At 75.2% G+C, this 17587-nt stretch carries 12 protein-coding genes; 6 read left to right on the forward strand and 6 right to left on the reverse strand.

Annotated features, from left to right (window positions below; all coding sequences use genetic code 11):
- Positions 1 to 41: 41 nt before the first annotated feature.
- On the forward strand, positions 42 to 329 hold the full coding sequence (locus ACIBST_RS32755; RefSeq protein WP_397177272.1) for a YchJ family protein: 288 nt from the start codon (positions 42 to 44) through the stop codon (positions 327 to 329).
- Here the strand turns inward: ACIBST_RS32755 and ACIBST_RS32760 are convergent.
- From ACIBST_RS32760 to ACIBST_RS32780, 5 genes are all read right to left on the reverse strand, one after another.
- Positions 299 to 1363: a DUF917 domain-containing protein gene (locus ACIBST_RS32760; protein ID WP_397177273.1), complete on the reverse strand. Its 1065-nt coding sequence runs from the start codon at positions 1361 to 1363 to the stop codon at positions 299 to 301. The two genes, ACIBST_RS32755 and ACIBST_RS32760, sit on opposite strands and share 31 nt — an antisense overlap.
- Complete coding sequence (locus tag ACIBST_RS32765; protein ID WP_397177275.1) at positions 1356 to 2873, reverse strand: hydantoinase/oxoprolinase N-terminal domain-containing protein; 1518 nt, start codon at positions 2871 to 2873, stop codon at positions 1356 to 1358. Before ACIBST_RS32765 ends, ACIBST_RS32760 begins: the two co-directional genes overlap by 8 nt.
- A gap of 46 nt (positions 2874 to 2919) precedes the next feature.
- Positions 2920 to 4239, reverse strand: a complete 1320-nt coding sequence (locus ACIBST_RS32770) for a purine-cytosine permease family protein (protein ID WP_397177276.1) — start codon at positions 4237 to 4239, stop codon at positions 2920 to 2922.
- Between the two features lie 175 nt (positions 4240 to 4414).
- On the reverse strand, positions 4415 to 5731 hold the full coding sequence (locus tag ACIBST_RS32775) for a hydantoinase/oxoprolinase N-terminal domain-containing protein (protein ID WP_397177278.1): 1317 nt from the start codon (positions 5729 to 5731) through the stop codon (positions 4415 to 4417).
- Entirely contained in the window at positions 5728 to 6867 is a 1140-nt protein-coding gene (locus ACIBST_RS32780) for a DUF917 domain-containing protein (protein ID WP_397177280.1), read from the reverse strand. Before ACIBST_RS32780 ends, ACIBST_RS32775 begins: the two co-directional genes overlap by 4 nt.
- A gap of 89 nt (positions 6868 to 6956) precedes the next feature.
- On the opposite strand from ACIBST_RS32780, the gene ACIBST_RS32785 reads away from it, so the two are divergent.
- From ACIBST_RS32785 to ACIBST_RS32805, 5 genes are all read left to right on the forward strand, one after another.
- Complete coding sequence (locus ACIBST_RS32785) at positions 6957 to 8393, forward strand: PucR family transcriptional regulator (protein ID WP_397177282.1); 1437 nt, start codon at positions 6957 to 6959, stop codon at positions 8391 to 8393.
- 87 nt (positions 8394 to 8480) lie between these two features.
- Positions 8481 to 9410 carry an alpha/beta fold hydrolase gene (locus ACIBST_RS32790; RefSeq protein ID WP_397177283.1) on the forward strand — a complete coding sequence of 310 codons (930 nt, stop codon included), beginning with the start codon at positions 8481 to 8483 and terminating at the stop codon, positions 9408 to 9410.
- Positions 9411 to 9488: 78 nt separating this feature from the next.
- Positions 9489 to 11519: a M14 family zinc carboxypeptidase gene (locus ACIBST_RS32795; RefSeq protein ID WP_397177285.1), complete on the forward strand. Its 2031-nt coding sequence runs from the start codon at positions 9489 to 9491 to the stop codon at positions 11517 to 11519.
- Positions 11520 to 11891: 372 nt separating this feature from the next.
- Positions 11892 to 12449 carry a hypothetical protein gene (locus tag ACIBST_RS32800; RefSeq protein WP_397177287.1) on the forward strand — a complete coding sequence of 186 codons (558 nt, stop codon included), beginning with the start codon at positions 11892 to 11894 and terminating at the stop codon, positions 12447 to 12449.
- A 137-nt stretch (positions 12450 to 12586) separates the two neighbouring features.
- On the forward strand, positions 12587 to 16750 hold the full coding sequence (locus ACIBST_RS32805) for a trypsin-like peptidase domain-containing protein (RefSeq protein WP_397177563.1): 4164 nt from the start codon (positions 12587 to 12589) through the stop codon (positions 16748 to 16750).
- 3 nt (positions 16751 to 16753) lie between these two features.
- Here ACIBST_RS32805 and ACIBST_RS32810 read toward each other — a convergent pair whose 3' ends face one another.
- Positions 16754 to 17584 (reverse strand): SAM-dependent methyltransferase, encoded by an 831-nt coding sequence (locus tag ACIBST_RS32810; protein WP_397177289.1) that lies wholly within the window; start codon positions 17582 to 17584, stop codon positions 16754 to 16756.
- Positions 17585 to 17587 lie beyond the last annotated feature (3 nt).

The following is a 17587-nucleotide window of genomic DNA, read 5'->3' on the forward strand; positions in this document are numbered from 1 at the left end:
ACCACCGCGGTGAGGGGTCGGCCCCCACCGCGGAGTCGCTCATGCGGTCCAGGTTCAGCGCGTTCGCCGTGGGCGACGAGGCCTACCTCATGGCCACCTGGCATCCCGCCGACCGCCCCGCCCGCCTCGACCTCGACAGGAAGGTCGCGTGGACGGAGCTGGAGGTGCTGGAGAGCACCGGCGGCAGCCCCGTCCACACCGAGGGCACCGTGCGGTTCCGCGCCCACTTCGTCAACCGGCGGGTGCCGGGCGTGCTCGACGAGCACAGCAGGTTCGTCCGGCTCGCCGGACGCTGGGTCTACGCCGGGGTCGTGGCCAGCGGCCGGTAGTCGCAGTCGTAGCCGAAGTACCGCGGCCCGGCCAGCTCCAGCCCGCCCGGCGAGGCCCAGCGCGGGTCGCACGGCACGCCGATGACCGTGACGCGCAGGCCGTAGCGCATGGCCTCGGTGGTGACCGGCTCGCCCGAGTCGGTGTCCAGCACGCAGATCAGGTCGGGCGTGGTGGCCACGATCTCGCCGTCCCGGCGGGCCAGCAGGTGCTCGTTCTGGAAGCTGAGCTCCAGCGTGCCGGTGCCCTCCAGGCGGGCCTGGCCGCGGGCGAAGCCGCCGGTGGTGCGGCGCTCGACGTCCACCACCTTGCCGGTGAACAGCTTCAGGCCGCCCAGCACGTCCAGGGCCGCCGCCACCGGGTCGGCGTGCCCGGCGCGGGCCAGCCGCACGGCCCGGCCCAGGTCCTCGGCCAGCGTCAGCGTGGCCGGCACGAGACCGTCGCGCAGCTGGTCGCCGCGCATGACGGTGTCGGCGCAGGAGACCTGGCAGCCCATCTGCACGCACGCCGCCCTGGCCAGGCGCTCGGCCCACACGTTGGACACCGTCTCCAGCACCAGCGTGTTGCCCTTGTCGTCGGCCAGCGCCATCGGCGTGTTCGGCACGCCGATCAGCGTCGGCAGCACCATCTGCGCCTCGGGGAAGGCGCGGCCCATCGCGTCGCCGTCCACGATCGGCAGGCCCGCCTGGGCGGCGGCGGCGATCGGGATCATCGAGTTCACCCCGCCGACCTCGATGGGCACGATGTGCGTGGCCGGACGGCCGAGCACCGCCTCCAGGGCGCGCAGCGCGGTCAGCTCCTCGGTGCCCGCCGGCAGCTTCTCCAGCAGCACGGTCGGCGCCCCCATGCCCGAGACGGCCACGACGGTCGCGTCCGCGGGCACCTCGTCGATGGCCACCAGCGGCACCGGACCGTGCCTGCGGATGGCCTCGCGGGCCAGCAGCTTGCCCACGTACGGGTCGCCGCCGCCGCCGGTGCCGAGGATCCCGGCGCCGCGCGCCATGTCGTCCAGCCGGTCGATTCCGATCTCACGCATCGATCTTCTCCAGGTCCAGGTCGCCGACGGCCTTCACCCTGATCCGGGTGGCGTCGCCGGGCAGGTAGGCGAGCGGCAGCTCCTCCACGTCCACGATCCGCACGCTGCCCGCGCGGGCGCCGCCGCGCTCGGCGCGGATGATCGCCTCGCTCTTGGCCTCCTCCAGGATGCGCTCGCGCGGGCCGGAGAAGACCCGGTCCACCTCGCCGCCGACCTGGGCGATGGCCGCGCCGACCGCGTTGGCCACCTCGAAGTGCGCCGGGCGGCGCACGTCGTCGAAGCCGGGCAGCTCCTGGATGAGCACGCTGCCGCCGCCGACCAGCACGACGGGCAGCGGCGCGGACGAGGTGCGCATGCGGTCGACCGCCTCCGAGACGCGCTCGGCGATGAGCTTGAGCGGGCGCTGCGGGTCGACGTGCGCGACCCTGTCGCGGTCGCCGATGTCGGCCAGCCCGGCGGCCACGGCCAGGTCGGTGGCGGTCAGCGTGCCGCCGCCGAACACCAGCGCCTCCTCGGTCAGCCGGTAGCCGACGCTGCGCGGGCCGGTGGTGCCGTCCTCGGCGACCAGGGAGCCGCCGCCGATGCCGATCGACAGCACGTCGGGGATGCGGAAGTTGGTGCGCACCTCGGCGACCAGCGCCTCCCCTGCGGCCTCGCGCGGGAACCCGCCGACCAGGATGCCCACGTCGGACGTGGTGCCGCCGATGTCCACCACCGCGCAGTCGGTCAGCCCCGACAGGTACGCCGCGCCGCGCATCGAGTTCGTCGGCCCCGACGCGAAGGTGGCCACCGGGTAGCGGCGGGCCTGGTCCACGTCCATGAGGGTGCCGTCGTTCTGGGACAGGAACAGCGGCGCCTCGATCCCGGCCACCCGCAGCGCCTCGCCGAAGGCGGCCACGGTCCGGCCGGCCAGCGGGCGCAGGGCGGCGTTCACGATCGTGGCGTTCTCCCTGGCCAGCAGGCCGACCCGGCCGATCTCGCAGGACAGCGACAGGTGCACCTCGGGGCCCAGCTCGGCGGCCAGGATCCGCGCGGCCTCGCGCTCGTGGGCGTCGCTGACCGGGGAGAACACCGAGGAGATCGCGACCGTGCGCAGGCCGCGCCGCCTGATGTCGGCGGCGACGCCGCGCAGCTCGTCCGGGTCGAGGGGGGAGACGGGGGCGCCGTCGTACTCGCAGCCGCCGTGGCACAGGTAGACCGCGCCCTCGACCGCCCGGCGCAGGCGGTCGGGCCAGTCCACCAGCGGCGGCAGCGCGGCGGTGGCGGGCAGGCCGAGCCGGACGGCCGCGACGGGCTCCAGCCGGGCGGCCTCCACCAGGGCGTTGACGAAGTGGGTGGTGCCGATCATCACCGCGGACACCCGGGTGGCGCCCAGGCCGGCCAGGGCCGCGGCGACGCCGCCCGTGACGTCCGCGGTGGTGGGGGACTTGACGGTGGCCAGCACCTGGCCGTCGTCGCCGATGAGGGCGGCGTCGGTGTTGGTGCCGCCCACGTCGATGCCGATACGCATGAAGGAGGACTCTCTTCTCAGACGGTGAGCGCGGGCCGCGCGACTCTCAGACGGTGAGCGCGGGCCGCTCGACGGGGACCTCGCGGGTGCCGCGGACCAGGCCGAGCCGGCCCGCGACGACGTAGCCGAGGCCCGCGAGGATCAGGGAGTTCAGGGCGGGGATGCCGATCCACTGGTAGTGGTCGCTGAGCCAGCCGACCAGCGCGGCGGCGGCCCAGATGACCAGCGTGGCGGGCACCCACGTCGGCTCGGTCTCGGGCAGCGTGCCGGTGGCGCGGGAGGCGTCCAGCACCGGACGCCAGCGCCGCACGATGAAGTACTCGGCGACCATGATCCCGGCCACCGGCGGCGTGATGACGCCGAGGATCAGCAGGAAGTCGGTGAAGCGCTCCAGGATCCCGGCGGCGGCCAGCACGCTGCCCAGCACGCCGATGCCCACGGTGACGGCGACCCGGTTCAGCCGCACGCCGATCGTCGACTCCACGGCGTTGAGCAGGCCGAGCGCGGCGGAGTACAGGTTCCAGTTGTTGATCTTCACGGTGGCCGAGATGAGGACGATGACGCCGATCACGCCGGAGGAGGCCGTGATGATCGCGATGACGTCCGAGGACTTGACCGCGTAGGCCAGCAGCACGCCGGCCAGGCCGAGCACGTACTCGCCGAGGGAGATGCCGACGAGGGTCTGCTTGACGACGTCGCCGGTGTTGCGGTTGAACCTGGTCATGTCGGGCGTGGTCACCGCGCCGATGATGTAGGAGCCGGCCACGATGGTGGCGCCGGTCGCGATGCTGATCGGCTCGCCGAACGGCGGCGAGGCCACCAGCGACCCCAGGTCATGTCGCGAAATTTCCACCCACATCGCCCAGCCGGCCAGGCCCAGGAACGCCGGCACGGTGATGAACGCCGTCATCCCCATCGCCTTGAACCCCCGGATGACCAGCAGCGTCACGCCGATGCCCGCGATCATGGCCCACACCCAGAGCGGCAGCCAGGACATGATCGAGTGCAGGCCCGAGGCGAAGACCGCGGTCTGCACGCCGAACCAGCCGAACAGGCTCAGGGCGATGATCACGCCGATGATCGTGGAGCCGTACCGGCCGAAGCCCGTCCAGCGGGCCAGCATGGAGGTGGACAGGCCCTCGCGCATCCCGGCGATGCCGACGAAGATGCACACCACCTCCAGGATCACCGAGCCGAGCGTGAACGCCCAGAACGCCCCCCAGAACGACAGCCCGGCGCCGAGCGTGGCGCCCAGCAGGAACTGCGTCAGGTCGGAGAGCTGGCCGAACCGCTGCACGGCCACGTTGAACCAGGAGTAGCGGGCGGCCTGCGGCACCCGCTCCAGCGGGTAGTCGGAGTCGGTCATGGTGGTCTTCCTTCGCGTCGGGGGGTCGTGGCGGGGGCTCACGAGCGGGGGCTCACGAGCAGGCGGTCAGAGCTGGTCACGGGGCTGGTCACGGGTCTGATCTCAGGGCTGGTCACGGGGCTGGTCACGGGTCTGATCTCAGGGCTGGTCACGAGGCTGGCCTCAGGGCGGGGGGTCACAGGAGGGAGGGCGGCCCGGCGGCGCGGGCGCGCAGCCGGACGAACGGGCCGGGCAGGTAGGCGAGCGGGATCTCCTCCACGCCGATGACCCGCACCCGCCGCGGATCGGCCCCGGCGCGCACGGCCGCCGCCCTGGCCTCCTCCGCGACGGGTTCGAGCGCCGCCGCCAGCTCCGAGCGGTCGGGCAGGCGGACGATGCGCTCGTACTGGCCGCCGACCGGGCTGACCGCCGCGCCGATGGCGCCGGCCGCCGGCCCGTGCTCGGGATGCAGCCCCTCCGGCACGGCGTGCTCCCCGCCGCCCACGACCACGAGCGGCAGCAGCCCGGCGCCCGGCTGCAGCCGGTCCACGGCCTCGGCCAGCTCGGTCGGATCGACCGGCCGCGGCACCCTGATCAGCCCGGGGATGCGCAGCCCGACGGGCACGCCGCCGATGTCCGCGCCGCCCACGGCCTCCTCCGGATACCCGCCGGCCAGCACGCCGACGCGGACGCGGGTGGCGCCCACGTCGGCGACCACCGCGTCACCGAGCCCGGTCAGCGCGCCGGCGCCGCGCAGCACGCTCGCCGGGCCGCTGCCCAGGCTGAGGCCGGGATGGCGGGCCAGGTGCTCCAGGCTCATCAGCGTGCCGTCGCCGCGCGTCACGAACACCGCCGCCCCCGGGCACAGGCCGGACAGCGCGGTGGCCAGCCCGCCGGAGACCGCGCCCGCGAACCCCGACAGGGCGGCGTCCAGCACGGTCGCGTTCTCGCGTTCCAGCAGGCCGAGCGAGCCGAGATCGGCCGACAGCGCGATCGGCACGCCCTCGCCCAGCTCCGCCCGGACGATCTCGGCCGCCTCGCGCTCCTGCTCGCCGTCCAGGGGCGAGAACAGGCCCGCGACGGCGACGGCCTGCGCGGTGCCGGCCACGCCCGCGGCGAAGCGGGCCACGGCGTCGCGGTCGAGAGGCGTGCGGTCCTCGCGGTCGAGTCCGCCGCCGCCGTCCACGACGGCGGTGCCGGCGTTCACCGCGGCGCGCAGGTCGGGCGGCCAGCCGGACAGCGGGCGCACCGCGGTCGCCGACACGCCCGCGATGCGCAGCACGGCCACCTTGCGCAGCCCGGACCGCCTGGTCACGGCGGTGGCGGCGCCCCGCAGGCCGACGGCGACCTGGGCCGGCTCGCCGTCCATCGGCAGGCGTTCCAGCGCGGCGCGCACGCCGGCCACCGGGTCGCCGGGGATCGACGCGATCTTGACGGTGGCCAGCACCCGGCCGTCGTCGGCGACGACGGCCGCGTCGGTGTTGGTCGGCCCGACGTCCACCCCGGCCCTCACGCCCCCGCCTCCCGCCCGGCGGGCCCGGAAGGCCGGGTGGATGCGGTGGACTCGGTGGACCCGATGGACCCCGTGGACCCCGTGGATTCGGTGGGGGAGGGGCTGAAGGCCGTGCCCGCCGGGGTTCCCGGCGTCGCGGGGGCAGGGGGCGCCTGCGGTGGGGGAGGGGCGGGAAGGCCCGTGAGACCGAACGCGGCGGGCCCGGCCAGCCGCAGCCCCTCCGGGGTGTGCCAGACCGGGTCGCAGGGGACGCGCACCAGGCTGACCCGCAGCCCGTACCGGACCTGCTCGGCCTGCACGACCTCGCCCGTACGCGTGTCCAGCATCGCGATCACGTCGGGCACCACGGCCAGCGGCACGCCGTCCTCGACGACGGCCAGGAACTCGCTGCCCGCCTGGACGCGGACCAGCCGCCCCTGGTCGTACCCGAGCCCTTCGACCAGGATCGACCCGGACGTCTCCGCGACCTTGCCGGTGACCAGCGGGTCGGGCAGCCGCGTCCCGAGGCGCACGGCGCGGGTGACCGACCCGAGCGCGGTGGCGCCGGCCACCTGGTCGCCGCGCATGATGTACTCGCTGGTCGCGACCTGGCCGCCGAACGCCTCCAGCGACGCCCGTACCAGCCGTTCCAGCCAGCCGCCGGTCACCCGGTCGACGACGACGGTCCGGCCGCGCTCGTCGCACAGCACGGCCGGGGTGGGCGCGATGCCGCGCAGCTGCATCACCGTCTGGTCCATGCGGGGGAAGGCGCGGCTCATGCCGTCGGCGTCCACCAGCGGCAGGCCGACGCGGGCCGCCCAGGCCACCGCCAGGCAGCCGTTCGCGCCGCCGATCTCGCTGGCCAGCACCGCGCCGACGGGCGCGCCGTACAGCTCCTCGATCTTGTCGCGCAGGTAGACGGGCTCGTCGGTGCCGCCGACGCGCTCGGACATGACGGCCGAGGAGCCCGCGGTGCCCACGGGCATGACCAGCAGCTCGGGGTCCAGCTCGGCGGGCTGCACGACGCGTACCGGCCCGTGGTCCTCCAGCGCCTGCAGCGCCGCGGCGCGGGCGATGGTCACGGGACCGCCGCCGCCCGAGCCCAGCACGGCGCAGCCGCGGGCGAAGGCGGGCAGCAGCCCGGTGTCGATGTCCATGCTGTCGAGGTTACGAAGCCGCAGGTCGAGAGGGATGTTCCCGCCGCACCTTTTTGCCGGGCTTCGTGTGCCGATGGCACACTGATGGCATGTTTCTGCTGGAAGAGCTGCGTCCCGCCGTACGCCGGCTGGCCGGGCCGGCGGTGCCGGCGGCGGCCTCGGGCGTGCGCCTGGTGGAGGACCTGGGCGGGATCGCGGGCCAGCCGCCGGGGTCGGTGCTGGTCCTGACCGGCGCGGCCGCGCGGCAGGCGGCCGGCTACCGGCTCGACGTCGCGCTGCGCGACGCCGCCGCGGCCGGCGCCGTGGCGCTCGTGCTCACCGCGGAGTCCGGGCCGGCACTGGAGGCCCTGGAGGCCGCGGTCGACCGGAGCGCCGCCGCGCTGGCCGAGCGGGGCGGGGTCGCGCTGCTGGCGGCCGGCGGGGACCTGGCGGAGCTGGTGGTGGCCATCGACCGGGCCATCGCGGGCGACGCCGCCGAGGCGCTGGTCCGTACGGCGCGCGCCGCCGAGGCCGTGACGGCGGCGGGCGGCGTCCCCGAGCGCATCGCCGAGGCGGCCGGCGCCGCGCTGGGCCGTCCCGTCCGGGCCGACGGCGGCGCGTTCACCGTCCAGGACGGCGGGCCCGCCGGCACGCACTTCGACCTGGCCGCCGGGATCGTGCTCAGGGTCGCCGCCCTGGCCGCCGCCGCTGGCCCCTCCGACGAGCTGCCCGGACGGTCCCGCGCCCAGCTCCTCACCGAGCTGCTGGTCGCCCCCGAGAACCAGGCCCAGGAGCTGGCCCCCCGCGCCAGGGCCCTCGGCCTGCCGATCGACGACTGGCACGTCGTCCTGCGCCTGGAACCCGCGAAGGACCCCGCCAAGACCCAGGACGCCGCCGCCGACGGCGCGGCCGACGGCGGCCAGGAACGCTACGCCCTGCTGGAGACCGCCGCCTCGCGGGCCGTGCGCGCGGCCCGCGAGCTGAGTGGCGCCGCCTGGAACGCCGCGCTCGCCGGCGACGCGCTCGTCGTGGTCCGCAGCCAGCGGCGCGACCAGGGCAGGGCGGGCCTGCGCGAGGCCGTGCGCGACGCCGCCCGCCTGCTGGAACGGGTCCGCCCGGCGGGCGCCGAGCTGCGTTGCGGGGTCAGCACCGCCCACCAGGGCCTGCTCGGCCTGCGCACCTCCGCCTCCGAGGCGCGTACGGCCCTGCGCCGCAGCACCCTGCCGCTGGCCACCTACGACCTGGCCGGCCTCGACCGCATGCTGGAGGAGTGGTACGCCTCCGACGCCGCCCAGCACGCCGTCAGGGAGCTGCTGCAGCCGATCCTCGACCTCGGCGGCGAGCGGGCCGCCCACCTGCTGGCCATCCTGCGCGCCTACCTCGACCACAACGGCTCGCCCGCCCGCGCCGCCGAGGAGCTGCACCTGCACCGCAACGCCGTCAGCAGGAACGTGCGGCGCATCGAGACCCTGCTCCAGGCCGACCTCGCCGACCCGCGGCAGCGCCTGGCCCTCCAGCTTGCCTGCCGGGCGGCCTCCTCCCGCTGAAGGACCGCCTTCCGGTACCCCGCTCCCATCCCGCGTTCGCCCGCCAGGACGAGGAAACCGGGCGGCCGGGTCCCTAGATTCGACGGCATGACGAGAGTGCGGCGGCTGGCCGCCTGGTGCGCGTCGCTGGTGCTGGTGGCAGCCTGCGCGGGGCTCGGCTACGAGACGGCCGCCCGGCGCGGCGACGCCACCCGCCACCCGCCCCCGGGCCGCCTGGTGGACGTCGGCGGCCACCGCCTGCACCTGCGCTGCACGGGTTCCGGCGGCCCGGTGGTGGTGCTGGAGGCGGGCCTGGTCGAGTCCAGCGCGAGCTGGGAGGAGGTCCAGCGGCGGCTGTCGTCCGGGCTGCGCGTGTGCTCCTACGACCGGGCCGGCTACGCCTGGAGCGAGGAGGGGCCTGGGCCGCGCACGGCGGGCCGGGCGGCGGGGGAGCTGCGCGCGCTGCTCGCCGCCGCGGGCGAGCCCGGCCCGTACGTCCTGGCCGGGCACTCCTACGGCGGCCAGATCGTCCGCCTGTTCGCCGCGCGGTACCCCGACGTGACGGCGGGCCTGGTGCTGATCGACGCCACCGACGAGGAGGCGGTGGCGGCCATGCGGGTGTCCCGGCCGCTGATGGCCGCCCAGCTCACCGTCAACCAGGCGCTGGCCAGGATCGGTCTGCTCCGGCTGGCCGGCGGTCTCCTGGTGCCCGGCGACGCCACCCCGGCGGCCCGCGCCGCCGCCCCCGTCGTCTACGGGCCGGGCAGCATGGCCGCGGCCAGGGCCGAGGCGTGGGCCTCGCTGGACAGCGCGGCGGAGGTCGCCGGGACGGCGCAGGAGGCGGGCGGCCCGCCGGTCGTGGTCGTCATCCCGTCCGGCGGGCCGCGCGGCGCCCTGGACCAGGCCCGGCGGGTGGCCGCCCGGTCCACGCGCGGGCGGGTGGTGGTGGCCGGCACCTCCGAGCACTACATCCAGTACCGGCAGCCCGACCTGATCGTCACGGCGATTCGGGACGTCGCCGCCTCCACAGAAAGGTGAAACTGGGTCTTGCCGGTTGGGTCAAGTCGGCTTTCAATGATCGGGATACCGGTGATCCTGGAGGAGCCGATGCGTGGCTTGAGGGCGTCCGCAGTCATCCTGATGATCGTCGCCTCGACGTTCCTCGCCTCCGGGCCGTCGTCGCTGCCGGCGGTGGCGGGGCCGGCCGATCCCGAGCCGGCGTCGCTGGTCACGCTCTCCGTGCCCGACAGGGCCGCGATGGAGCGGCTGGTCGCCTCCGGCGCGGACCTGACCGAGCGGGTGCGTCCGCAGGCCGACGGCAGCGTCCAGGTGGACGCCGTGGTCACGGCCGGCAAGCTCGCCGAGCTGAGGGCGATCGGCGTGGGCCTGGCCGCCGGCACGCCGCCCGCCGCCCGGCAGGCGCCGTCCGCCACCGCCGCGCAGGACCAGATCGTCATCGAACGGGCCGTCTGGTACAGGTCGCGGGACGGGTACTTCCTGTCGGTCGAGGCCGGCAGCAGCGCGGGCGAGAGCGCCGCCCTCACCGCCACCTGGACGGGCCGACGCGGCGCCACCGGCCAGGTCGCGATGGTCCCGTACGTCGACGCCGGCGCCTACCTGGGCCACCAGTTCAGCACGCCGGCCCCGGTGCCGGCCGAGCCGCAGCGCGTCACGGTCACCTCGGCGACCGGCGGCAAGGCCGAGGCCCGCGTCCGGGAATGGCCCGGCGGGGAGCGCCCCGACCGCCGGGCGCCGGGCTACCAGACGGACTTCGTCAGCCAGTACATGCCGCCCGCCCAGCTCAACGAGCGGATCCAGGCGCTGCACCGGCGTTACCCGTCGCTCACCGACGTCATCCCGCTGCCCAACCTCACCAACGGCTACCGCCGCCGCGCCCAGGCGCTGATCGGCACGCCGCCCGGCGCCGCGATCGTGGTCACCTCCGACGCCTACGGCTCCGAGGGCGGCAACGACCTGTCCGTCGAGCTGGCCGCCCCCGGCGCGCCGGACCGGCCGCTCCAGGTGAGCGTGGCCGGCAAGCAGGTCACGGTGAGCCTGGCCACCGACGGCTCCGGCACGCCGGTCAGCACCGCAGCCCAGGTCGTCGCCGCGATCAACGCCACCGCGGGCGCCGGGCTGAAGGCCGCCGCCTACCGCACCGACCCCGGCGCCGGCGTCATGGCCGCGGCCCCCGCCACCCGGCTCACCGACTCGCTCAAGGCGCCCGCCGACGTCTCCCGCAAGCCCATGCGGGTGCTGGCGCTGCGCGTCGGCGTCCACCGTGACGGCTCGCGCACCGGCGTGCTGGCCTACGCCCAGGAGCACGCCAGGGAATGGGTGGCGCCGCTGGTCACCGTGGAGGCCGCCGAGCGGCTGCTGCGCAACTACGCCCGCGACCCCGCCACCCGCAGGCTGCTGCAGCGCACCGACATCTTCATCGTCCCCACCGTCAACCCCGACGGCGCGAACTACAGCTTCTACGACTTCAACGGCCAGCGGAAGAACATGACCAATCACTGCCCGGCCGCCCAGTCCGACCCGGCGCAGCGCAACACCTGGGGCGTGGACGTCAACCGCAACTACGCCGTCGGCTCCCTGTCGGACGGCTACTTCGGCGCCTCGGCCAACTGCCAGAGCGGCACGTACGCCGGTCCGGCCGAGCACTCGGAGCCGGAGAGCCGCAACGTGATGTGGCTGGCCGAGACGTACCGCAACATCCGCTTCGCCATGAACGTGCACAGCTACGGCGGCTACTTCATGTGGCCGCCCGGGGCGTACAAGCTCGACGGCCGGGTGGCGCTGCCCAGGCCGAGCGCCCAGGAGGAGGCGTACTTCATGCGCTCGGCCCGCACCATCGAGCAGGCCATCGCCGCCGAGCGCGGCACGGTCATCTGGCCCCAGCAGACCGGGCCGGTGACCGACGTGCTCTACTCGGCGGCCGGCAACTCCGCCGACGAGCTCTGGTACGACCACGGCGTCTACGGCTGGGACTTCGAGGTCGGCGCCGACCTGTGGAACCCGGCGGCGCGGACGTGGGAGGGCGTCGGCTTCCAGCCGCCGTTCGAGGAGGGGCACGCCGAGGCGATGGAGTTCGCCGCGGGCCTGATCTCGCTGGTGGGGGTGGCGGCCGACTACCGCAGGCCGTGACCGCCGCGCAGCTCATGCCCAGGTCATGGCGTCCGCGGGGGGCGGGAATGCCCGCGCGTTGCCCGGGGTTTGCATACGGACACCCCGCGACAGTGACCTGGGCTTTTGCCCATGCTGGGGTGACTTGCCCGGGGTTTACGGTTCAGCGGTAGGTCTTTGCCCGTTTTGGGGTGTTAGGTTTGCGTTTGTCCGTTTCTTGGGTTAGTGTTGTACCTATCGGCGGGTGAGAGACCCTTCCTTTCCCGGGTCCGCCCCCCTTTGCGCTCCACGTAGCGACCGATGGCGTTGGTGCCCGGCTACGGCCTTCATGTCTTGTCTGAGTCAAGCGAGCGCATGCCGCCCTGATGATCGATGTCACCAAGGAGACTGCTGATGACTGCTCGCCTGCGTTCTTTCGCCATGCTTTCCGCCGCTGCCCTGTCGGCGCTGACGATCGGTGCCGCCGCCCATCCGGCGCATGCCGATGCGGATGTGAACGGCCGGGGTGTGCTGGCCGGTTCGACGACGGCGTCCTATTTCTGGGACGACTCCTCCGGTCGTGCGGGTGACACGGGTCTGCCTGCGGCCGGCAAGCCGATGCAGAAGGGTCTGGCGGCTTCGCCGTCGTGGCCGCTGATGACCGAGGGTTACGTGGTCTATCAGGGTAAGAAGCTGCCGTTCTTCGTGGGTGACCGTGGTCCTGGTGACCCCTCCAGTCGTGGGGTGATGCTGGACCTGGACGCCAAGACGTTCGCCGAGCTGACCGGCGGCCGCTTCAACCCCGACACGCTGGGTGTGGACGGGGTGAAGGGCGAGGGCCACATCAAGATCCAGTACGTGGTCACCAAGTGGGGTGACGGCGTGGGCAGGAAGGCTGCTCCGGTGGCGTTCGAGACGGGCGCCTGGCGTCAGCAGGACACCGGCACGGCTCCGGTGTCGGTCAAGAAGTAGCGCGCGCGAACAGCAGAAGGGCGTCTCCCGCCGAGGGACGCCCTTCTCGCATGTCAAGGAACGGCAAACACCGCCCGCGTCCAGCGGCCATACTGGCTCCGCTGACGACCTGGAGTGACGGGCGGTGACCGTAAGTGATGGATGCAGGGCCCGACGAGGCGCTGAACCTGGCCGTCCTGCGCGTGCGCGGCCCCGAGGGGGCCGTGGCGGGCGCGGGCTTCCTCATCGCGCCCGACCGCGCCCTGACCTGCGCGCACGTCGTCTCCGGCGCCCTGGGCCACGCCGACGGGCCGCCCCCGCCGGACGCCTGGGTCACCGTCGAGCTGCCCTTCGCCGGCGACCCCGCCCCCGTGCGCGCCCGCGTCGAGCACTGGGTCCACACCGCCGCCGACGGCTCGGGCGACATCGCCGTCCTGCGCCTGGACGCCGCGCCCCCGGGCGGACGCCCGCTTCGCATGGCCGAGCCGCGCAGCCTGTGGGGCCACCGGGTCGTCGTGGCCGGGTTCCCGCCCGGCCTGCATGGCGGCGGCTGGCACACCGGGCGGCTGCTCGGCGGCACCCAGCAGGGCTGGCTCCAGTGCGCCCCCGACGACCCCCATGGCGTGCCGATCGAGAGCGGCTTCAGCGGCAGCCCCGTCTGGGACGCCGAGCTCGGCGACGTCGTCGGCATGGTGGTCGCGGCCCAGCCCGGCGGGCCCCGCCAGGCGTTCGTGATCCCCACCCGCTCGCTCACCCGCGCCGTCCCCGCCCTGGCCGCGACCGTACGGCCGGCCTCGCCGTTCCGCGGGCTGTCGGCCTTCCGCGAGGGCGACGCCGCCGTCTTCTTCGGCCGCGACGTGGAGACCGCCCGGATCGCCCGCCTCCTCCAGGCCCACCCCGAGCTCACGCTCACCGGCCCGTCCGGCTGCGGCAAGTCCTCGCTGGCGCTGGCCGGGGTCGTGCCCGCCATGCGCCGGCAGGGCTGCCAGGTCGTCGTCCTGCGGCCCTCGGCCGTGCGGTCCTGGCCCGGCGCGCTCGCCGCCGAACTGGCCGCCCTGTCGCACCCGGGCCTGACCGGGGCCGACGCGCTGGCCAGGGCCGACGCGCTGCGCGAGCCGCTGCGCAACGGCCGGCTGCCCGATGTCGTCGACCAGGTCCTGCGCGACACCGGCGCGACCGGCCTGCTGATCGTCGTCGACCAGGCCGAGGAGCTGCTGGTTGGCGACCCCGGGCAGGCGGACGACGCGGCCGGGGTGCTGGCCGCGGCCCGCGCCTGCCCGGCCGTGCGGGTGCTGTTCACGCTGCGCGCCGACTTCCTGCCCGCCGCCCTGTCCCACCCGGCGCTCGGCGGCGCGCTCGGCCGCGAGACCTACGGGCTCACCCCCATGACCCGCGACCAGCTCCGGCAGGCCATAGAGGCGCCGCTGGACGCCGTCCCCGCCGTGACCTACGACCCCGGCCTGGTCGACCGCATCCTGGTCGACGCCGGCGGCGCGCCCGGCGCCCTGCCGCTCATCGGCTTCCTGCTGGACCGCCTCTGGCACGAGCAGGAGGGCGGCCGCATCACCCACACCTCCTACGAGGCGTGCCGCGGCGTACGCGGGGCTCTGGGCGAGCAGGCCGAGCAGGTGTGGGCGGCGTGCGTGCCCGAGGAGGACACCGCGGCCGGGGAGGAGCTGCTGTCCAGGCTCGTCCGGGTCGCCGCCGGGGCGCACGCCCCGCTGCGCCGCCGGGTCACCCGCGAGGAGGCGGGGGAGCGGCGCTGGCGGACGGCCGGCCGGCTGGCCGCCGGACGGCTGCTCGTCATGGACACCGGCGAGGACGGCCGCCAGACCGTCGAGCTGGCCCACGAGGCGCTGATCACCGAATGGCCGAGGCTGGCCCGGATCGTCGCCGCCGACCTGCAGTTCCTCGAATGGCGCGACCTGCTCCACCAGGACATGGGCCGCTGGCGGCAGGCCGGGCGCGCCCCCGACCGGCTCCCCGGCCCGCTCGAGCTGGCCGCCGCCGCCCGCTGGCTCGCCGAACGGCCCGGCGACCTGACCGAGGACGAGCACGACTACCTGCGCCAGGGCCGCCGCCGCCGGCAGCGCCGCACGCTGCGCCGCCGGGGCGCGATCACCGGCGCGGGGGTGGCGCTGCTGACGGTCCTCTCGCTGGTCGCCTGGACGCTCTACCAGGGCCGGATCGGCGAGCAGCGGGCCGCCGAGTCCCGCTCCCGCGCCCTGGCGGGGGCCTCGGCCGACCTGGCCGAACGCGACCCCGAGCTGTCGTCGCTGCTCGCCGTCGGCGCCTACCGCGCGGCCCCCACCCAGGAGGCCAGGGTCCAGCTCCTGCAGCGCTACGTCGAACACCGGTACACCAAGGGCGTGGCCACGGGCGCGCTCGGCTCGATCACCGCCGCCGACGCCAGCGACGACGCCCGCGTCCTGCTGGCCACCACCACCTCCGCCTCCGGCCGCGCCACGCTGTTCACCCGCGGCCCCGACGGCCGCTACCGGCCCGCCCACCTGCCCGACCGGGGCGGCACCAGCCGGCCCGCCGTCTCCGCCGACGGCGGCCTGATCGCCTACGCCCTCGACGACGGCGGCATGGTCTGGCACCGCGTCGACCCGCGCGACGGCGAGCTGCTCGACCAGGGCCACGTCCTGGCCCGCCAGGACCGGCCGGCCCCGGCGCTGCCCGCCGACGAGCCCGTCGCCGACGTCAGGGCGGACGGCGACGACGGCTGGATCGTCACCGCGGGCCCGAAGAAGCTCGTGCTCCAGTCGCTCGGCGCCGCCGGCACCGCCCGCACCTGGGTCTACGACCTGCCCGCCGACCTGGTCCGGTTCGGCCCCGACGCCACCACCCTGGTCGTCCGGGAGAAGGGCGTGGCCAAGGTGTACAGCAGCAAGGGCAGCCCGGTGTGGCGGCAGCTGACCATCCGCGAGCTCGGCCCGGCCGACGGACTTGCCGTCTCCGGCGACGGCGCCACCGCCGTGACCTGCCGGACCAGCGACGACGGCCGCGCCGCCACGTACACGGGGTTCGCGGTGCGCGACGGGAAGCGGCTGGGCGGCTTCCCGGCCGGACGCCCGTGCGGCGCGTTCGTCGTCGACCGCGAGGGAAGGCGCGTGGCCGAGCAGGGCGCCTCCGGCTGGGAGCTGGTCGACCTGGCCGCCGGCCGCACCCTGTCGCGCGCCTGGATCGACGCCCAGCCGAGCGCCGCCCCCGTCGCGCTGGTGGGCGCGCCCGGCGCGCAGGAGCTGCTCACCAGGTCGCCCGACACGCTGGTGCTGACCGCGCTGCGCGACGGCGAGCAGCTCATCGGCAACCCGGCGCTGCTCCAGGGCGGCGCCCGGATGGTCGCCCAGGCCGACGGCGGGGCCCGGCTGCGCCTCATGGAGACCGGCGAGCCGCAGCGCACCCTGGCCGACGTCGTCCGCGCCGAGAGCCCGAAGGGCCTCGACACCGACGGCGACCCCGTCGTGGACGAGTCGGGACGCCTGCTCGCCGACGCTGTCGCCCCCGCGAAGGTCGCCGTCCGCGCGCTGCCCTCGCTGTCCCCCCTCACCGAGGTCACCACCGCCCGGCCGCCCGAGGGCACGCACCTGACCTGCTTCTTCAAGGACGGCGACCTGTTCACCCTCGCCGGCCGCCGCCTGGAGCGCTGGGAGCCCGCCACGGGCCGCCGCAAGAGCGCCTTCGACGTCGCCGGCCCCGGCGCGGTCGTCACGGAGGTGCAGGTCAGCCCGTGGAGCGCCGGCCACCTGATGGTCGCCGTGCAGGGCGCCGACCACCTGCGCACGATCGACCTGCGCACCGGCGAGGAGGTCAAGGACCGGCGGCTGACCGTGGGCACCGACGTCGTCAGCGGGTTCGTCTTCGACCACACCGGCACCCACCTGCTGCTGTTCCGCAACGGCATGCTGCCCGAGGTGTGGCTCACCCACCCGCTCAGGAAGGTGCTCGGCCCGCTGCGCTCGTCGGGCGAGAACATCCGCGGCGGCGAGCGCATGACCTCGATCATGCCGCGGAACGCGGGCCGGCTGTTCCTGTTCCGCGAGCGGGAGATCAGCGTCTTCGGGCTCGGCGAGAGCGGGGTGTCCTACGCGGAGGGCTACACCTTCCGCCAGCCCCAGGACTTCCTCGACATCTCGCCCGACGGCTCGCTGCTGCTGCGCCTCAAGGGCGGCGACGGCGCCACCGGCTACTCCACCGATCTGCTCCGGCTCGACCCCGGCACCTGGCGGGCGCGGCTGTGCGAGGTGTTCGGCCGCCGCTTCACGCCCGGCGACCGGCAGCAGGTGCCGATCGCCCTGCCGGACGCGGTCTGCTGACCGTCACGGCTTGCGCCCGACCCCGCCCAGGAAGGTGTGGTACGTGATGCCCAGGGCCGGGTGGTAACCCGGCTCCGGCCGCCACTCGGCCAGCGGCACCAGACCGGGCTCCAGCAGCTCCAGGCCGTCGAAGAAGCCGAGGATCTCCGCGCGGGTGCGCCACCGCCCGGTGCCCATGGTGTCGTTGAACAGCCGCTCGGCCTCGAACGCCTGCCGCGACACCTCCGGGCGTTCCTCCATCGGGTTGTGGAAGTGGGAGACGGCGACGTGGCTGCCCGGCGCGAGCCGTCCGATCAGGCGGGCGGCGATGCCGGCCGGGTCCTCCTCGTCCGGCAGGTGGTGCAGGATCCCGAACAGCAGCAGGCCCACCGGCTCGTCGAGGTCGAGGAGCTGCCTGGTCTCGGGATGGTCGAGGATGTCGTCGGGGCGGCGGATGTCGGCCTCGATGACGGTGGTTCCGTCGTCGACGGCGAGCAGGGCCCGGCCGTGGACCAGCACGATCGGGTCGTGGTCGACGTAGACCACCCGGCAGCCCGGGGCGGCGGCCTGGGCGATCTCGTGCACGTTGCCCTGCGTGGGCAGCCCCGACCCGATGTCCAGGAACTGGCGGATACCGGCCTCGACGACCAGGTCGCGGACGACGCGCGCCAGGAAGTCCCGGTTCGACCGGGCCGCCTGCGGGGCGTCCGGGGCGATCCGCAGCGCCATCTGGGCCACCTCGCGGTCGATCTCGAAGTTGTCCTTGCCGCCGAGCATGTAGTCGTAGACCCGGGCGACGCTGGGCTTGGTGGTGTCCACGTCGAGGGCGGGGGAGCCCTGCTCGTCGTCGGCCACGGT

Source organism: Nonomuraea sp. NPDC049684 (genome assembly GCF_044465345.1).
Taxonomy (GTDB): Bacteria; Actinomycetota; Actinomycetes; order Streptosporangiales; family Streptosporangiaceae; genus Nonomuraea.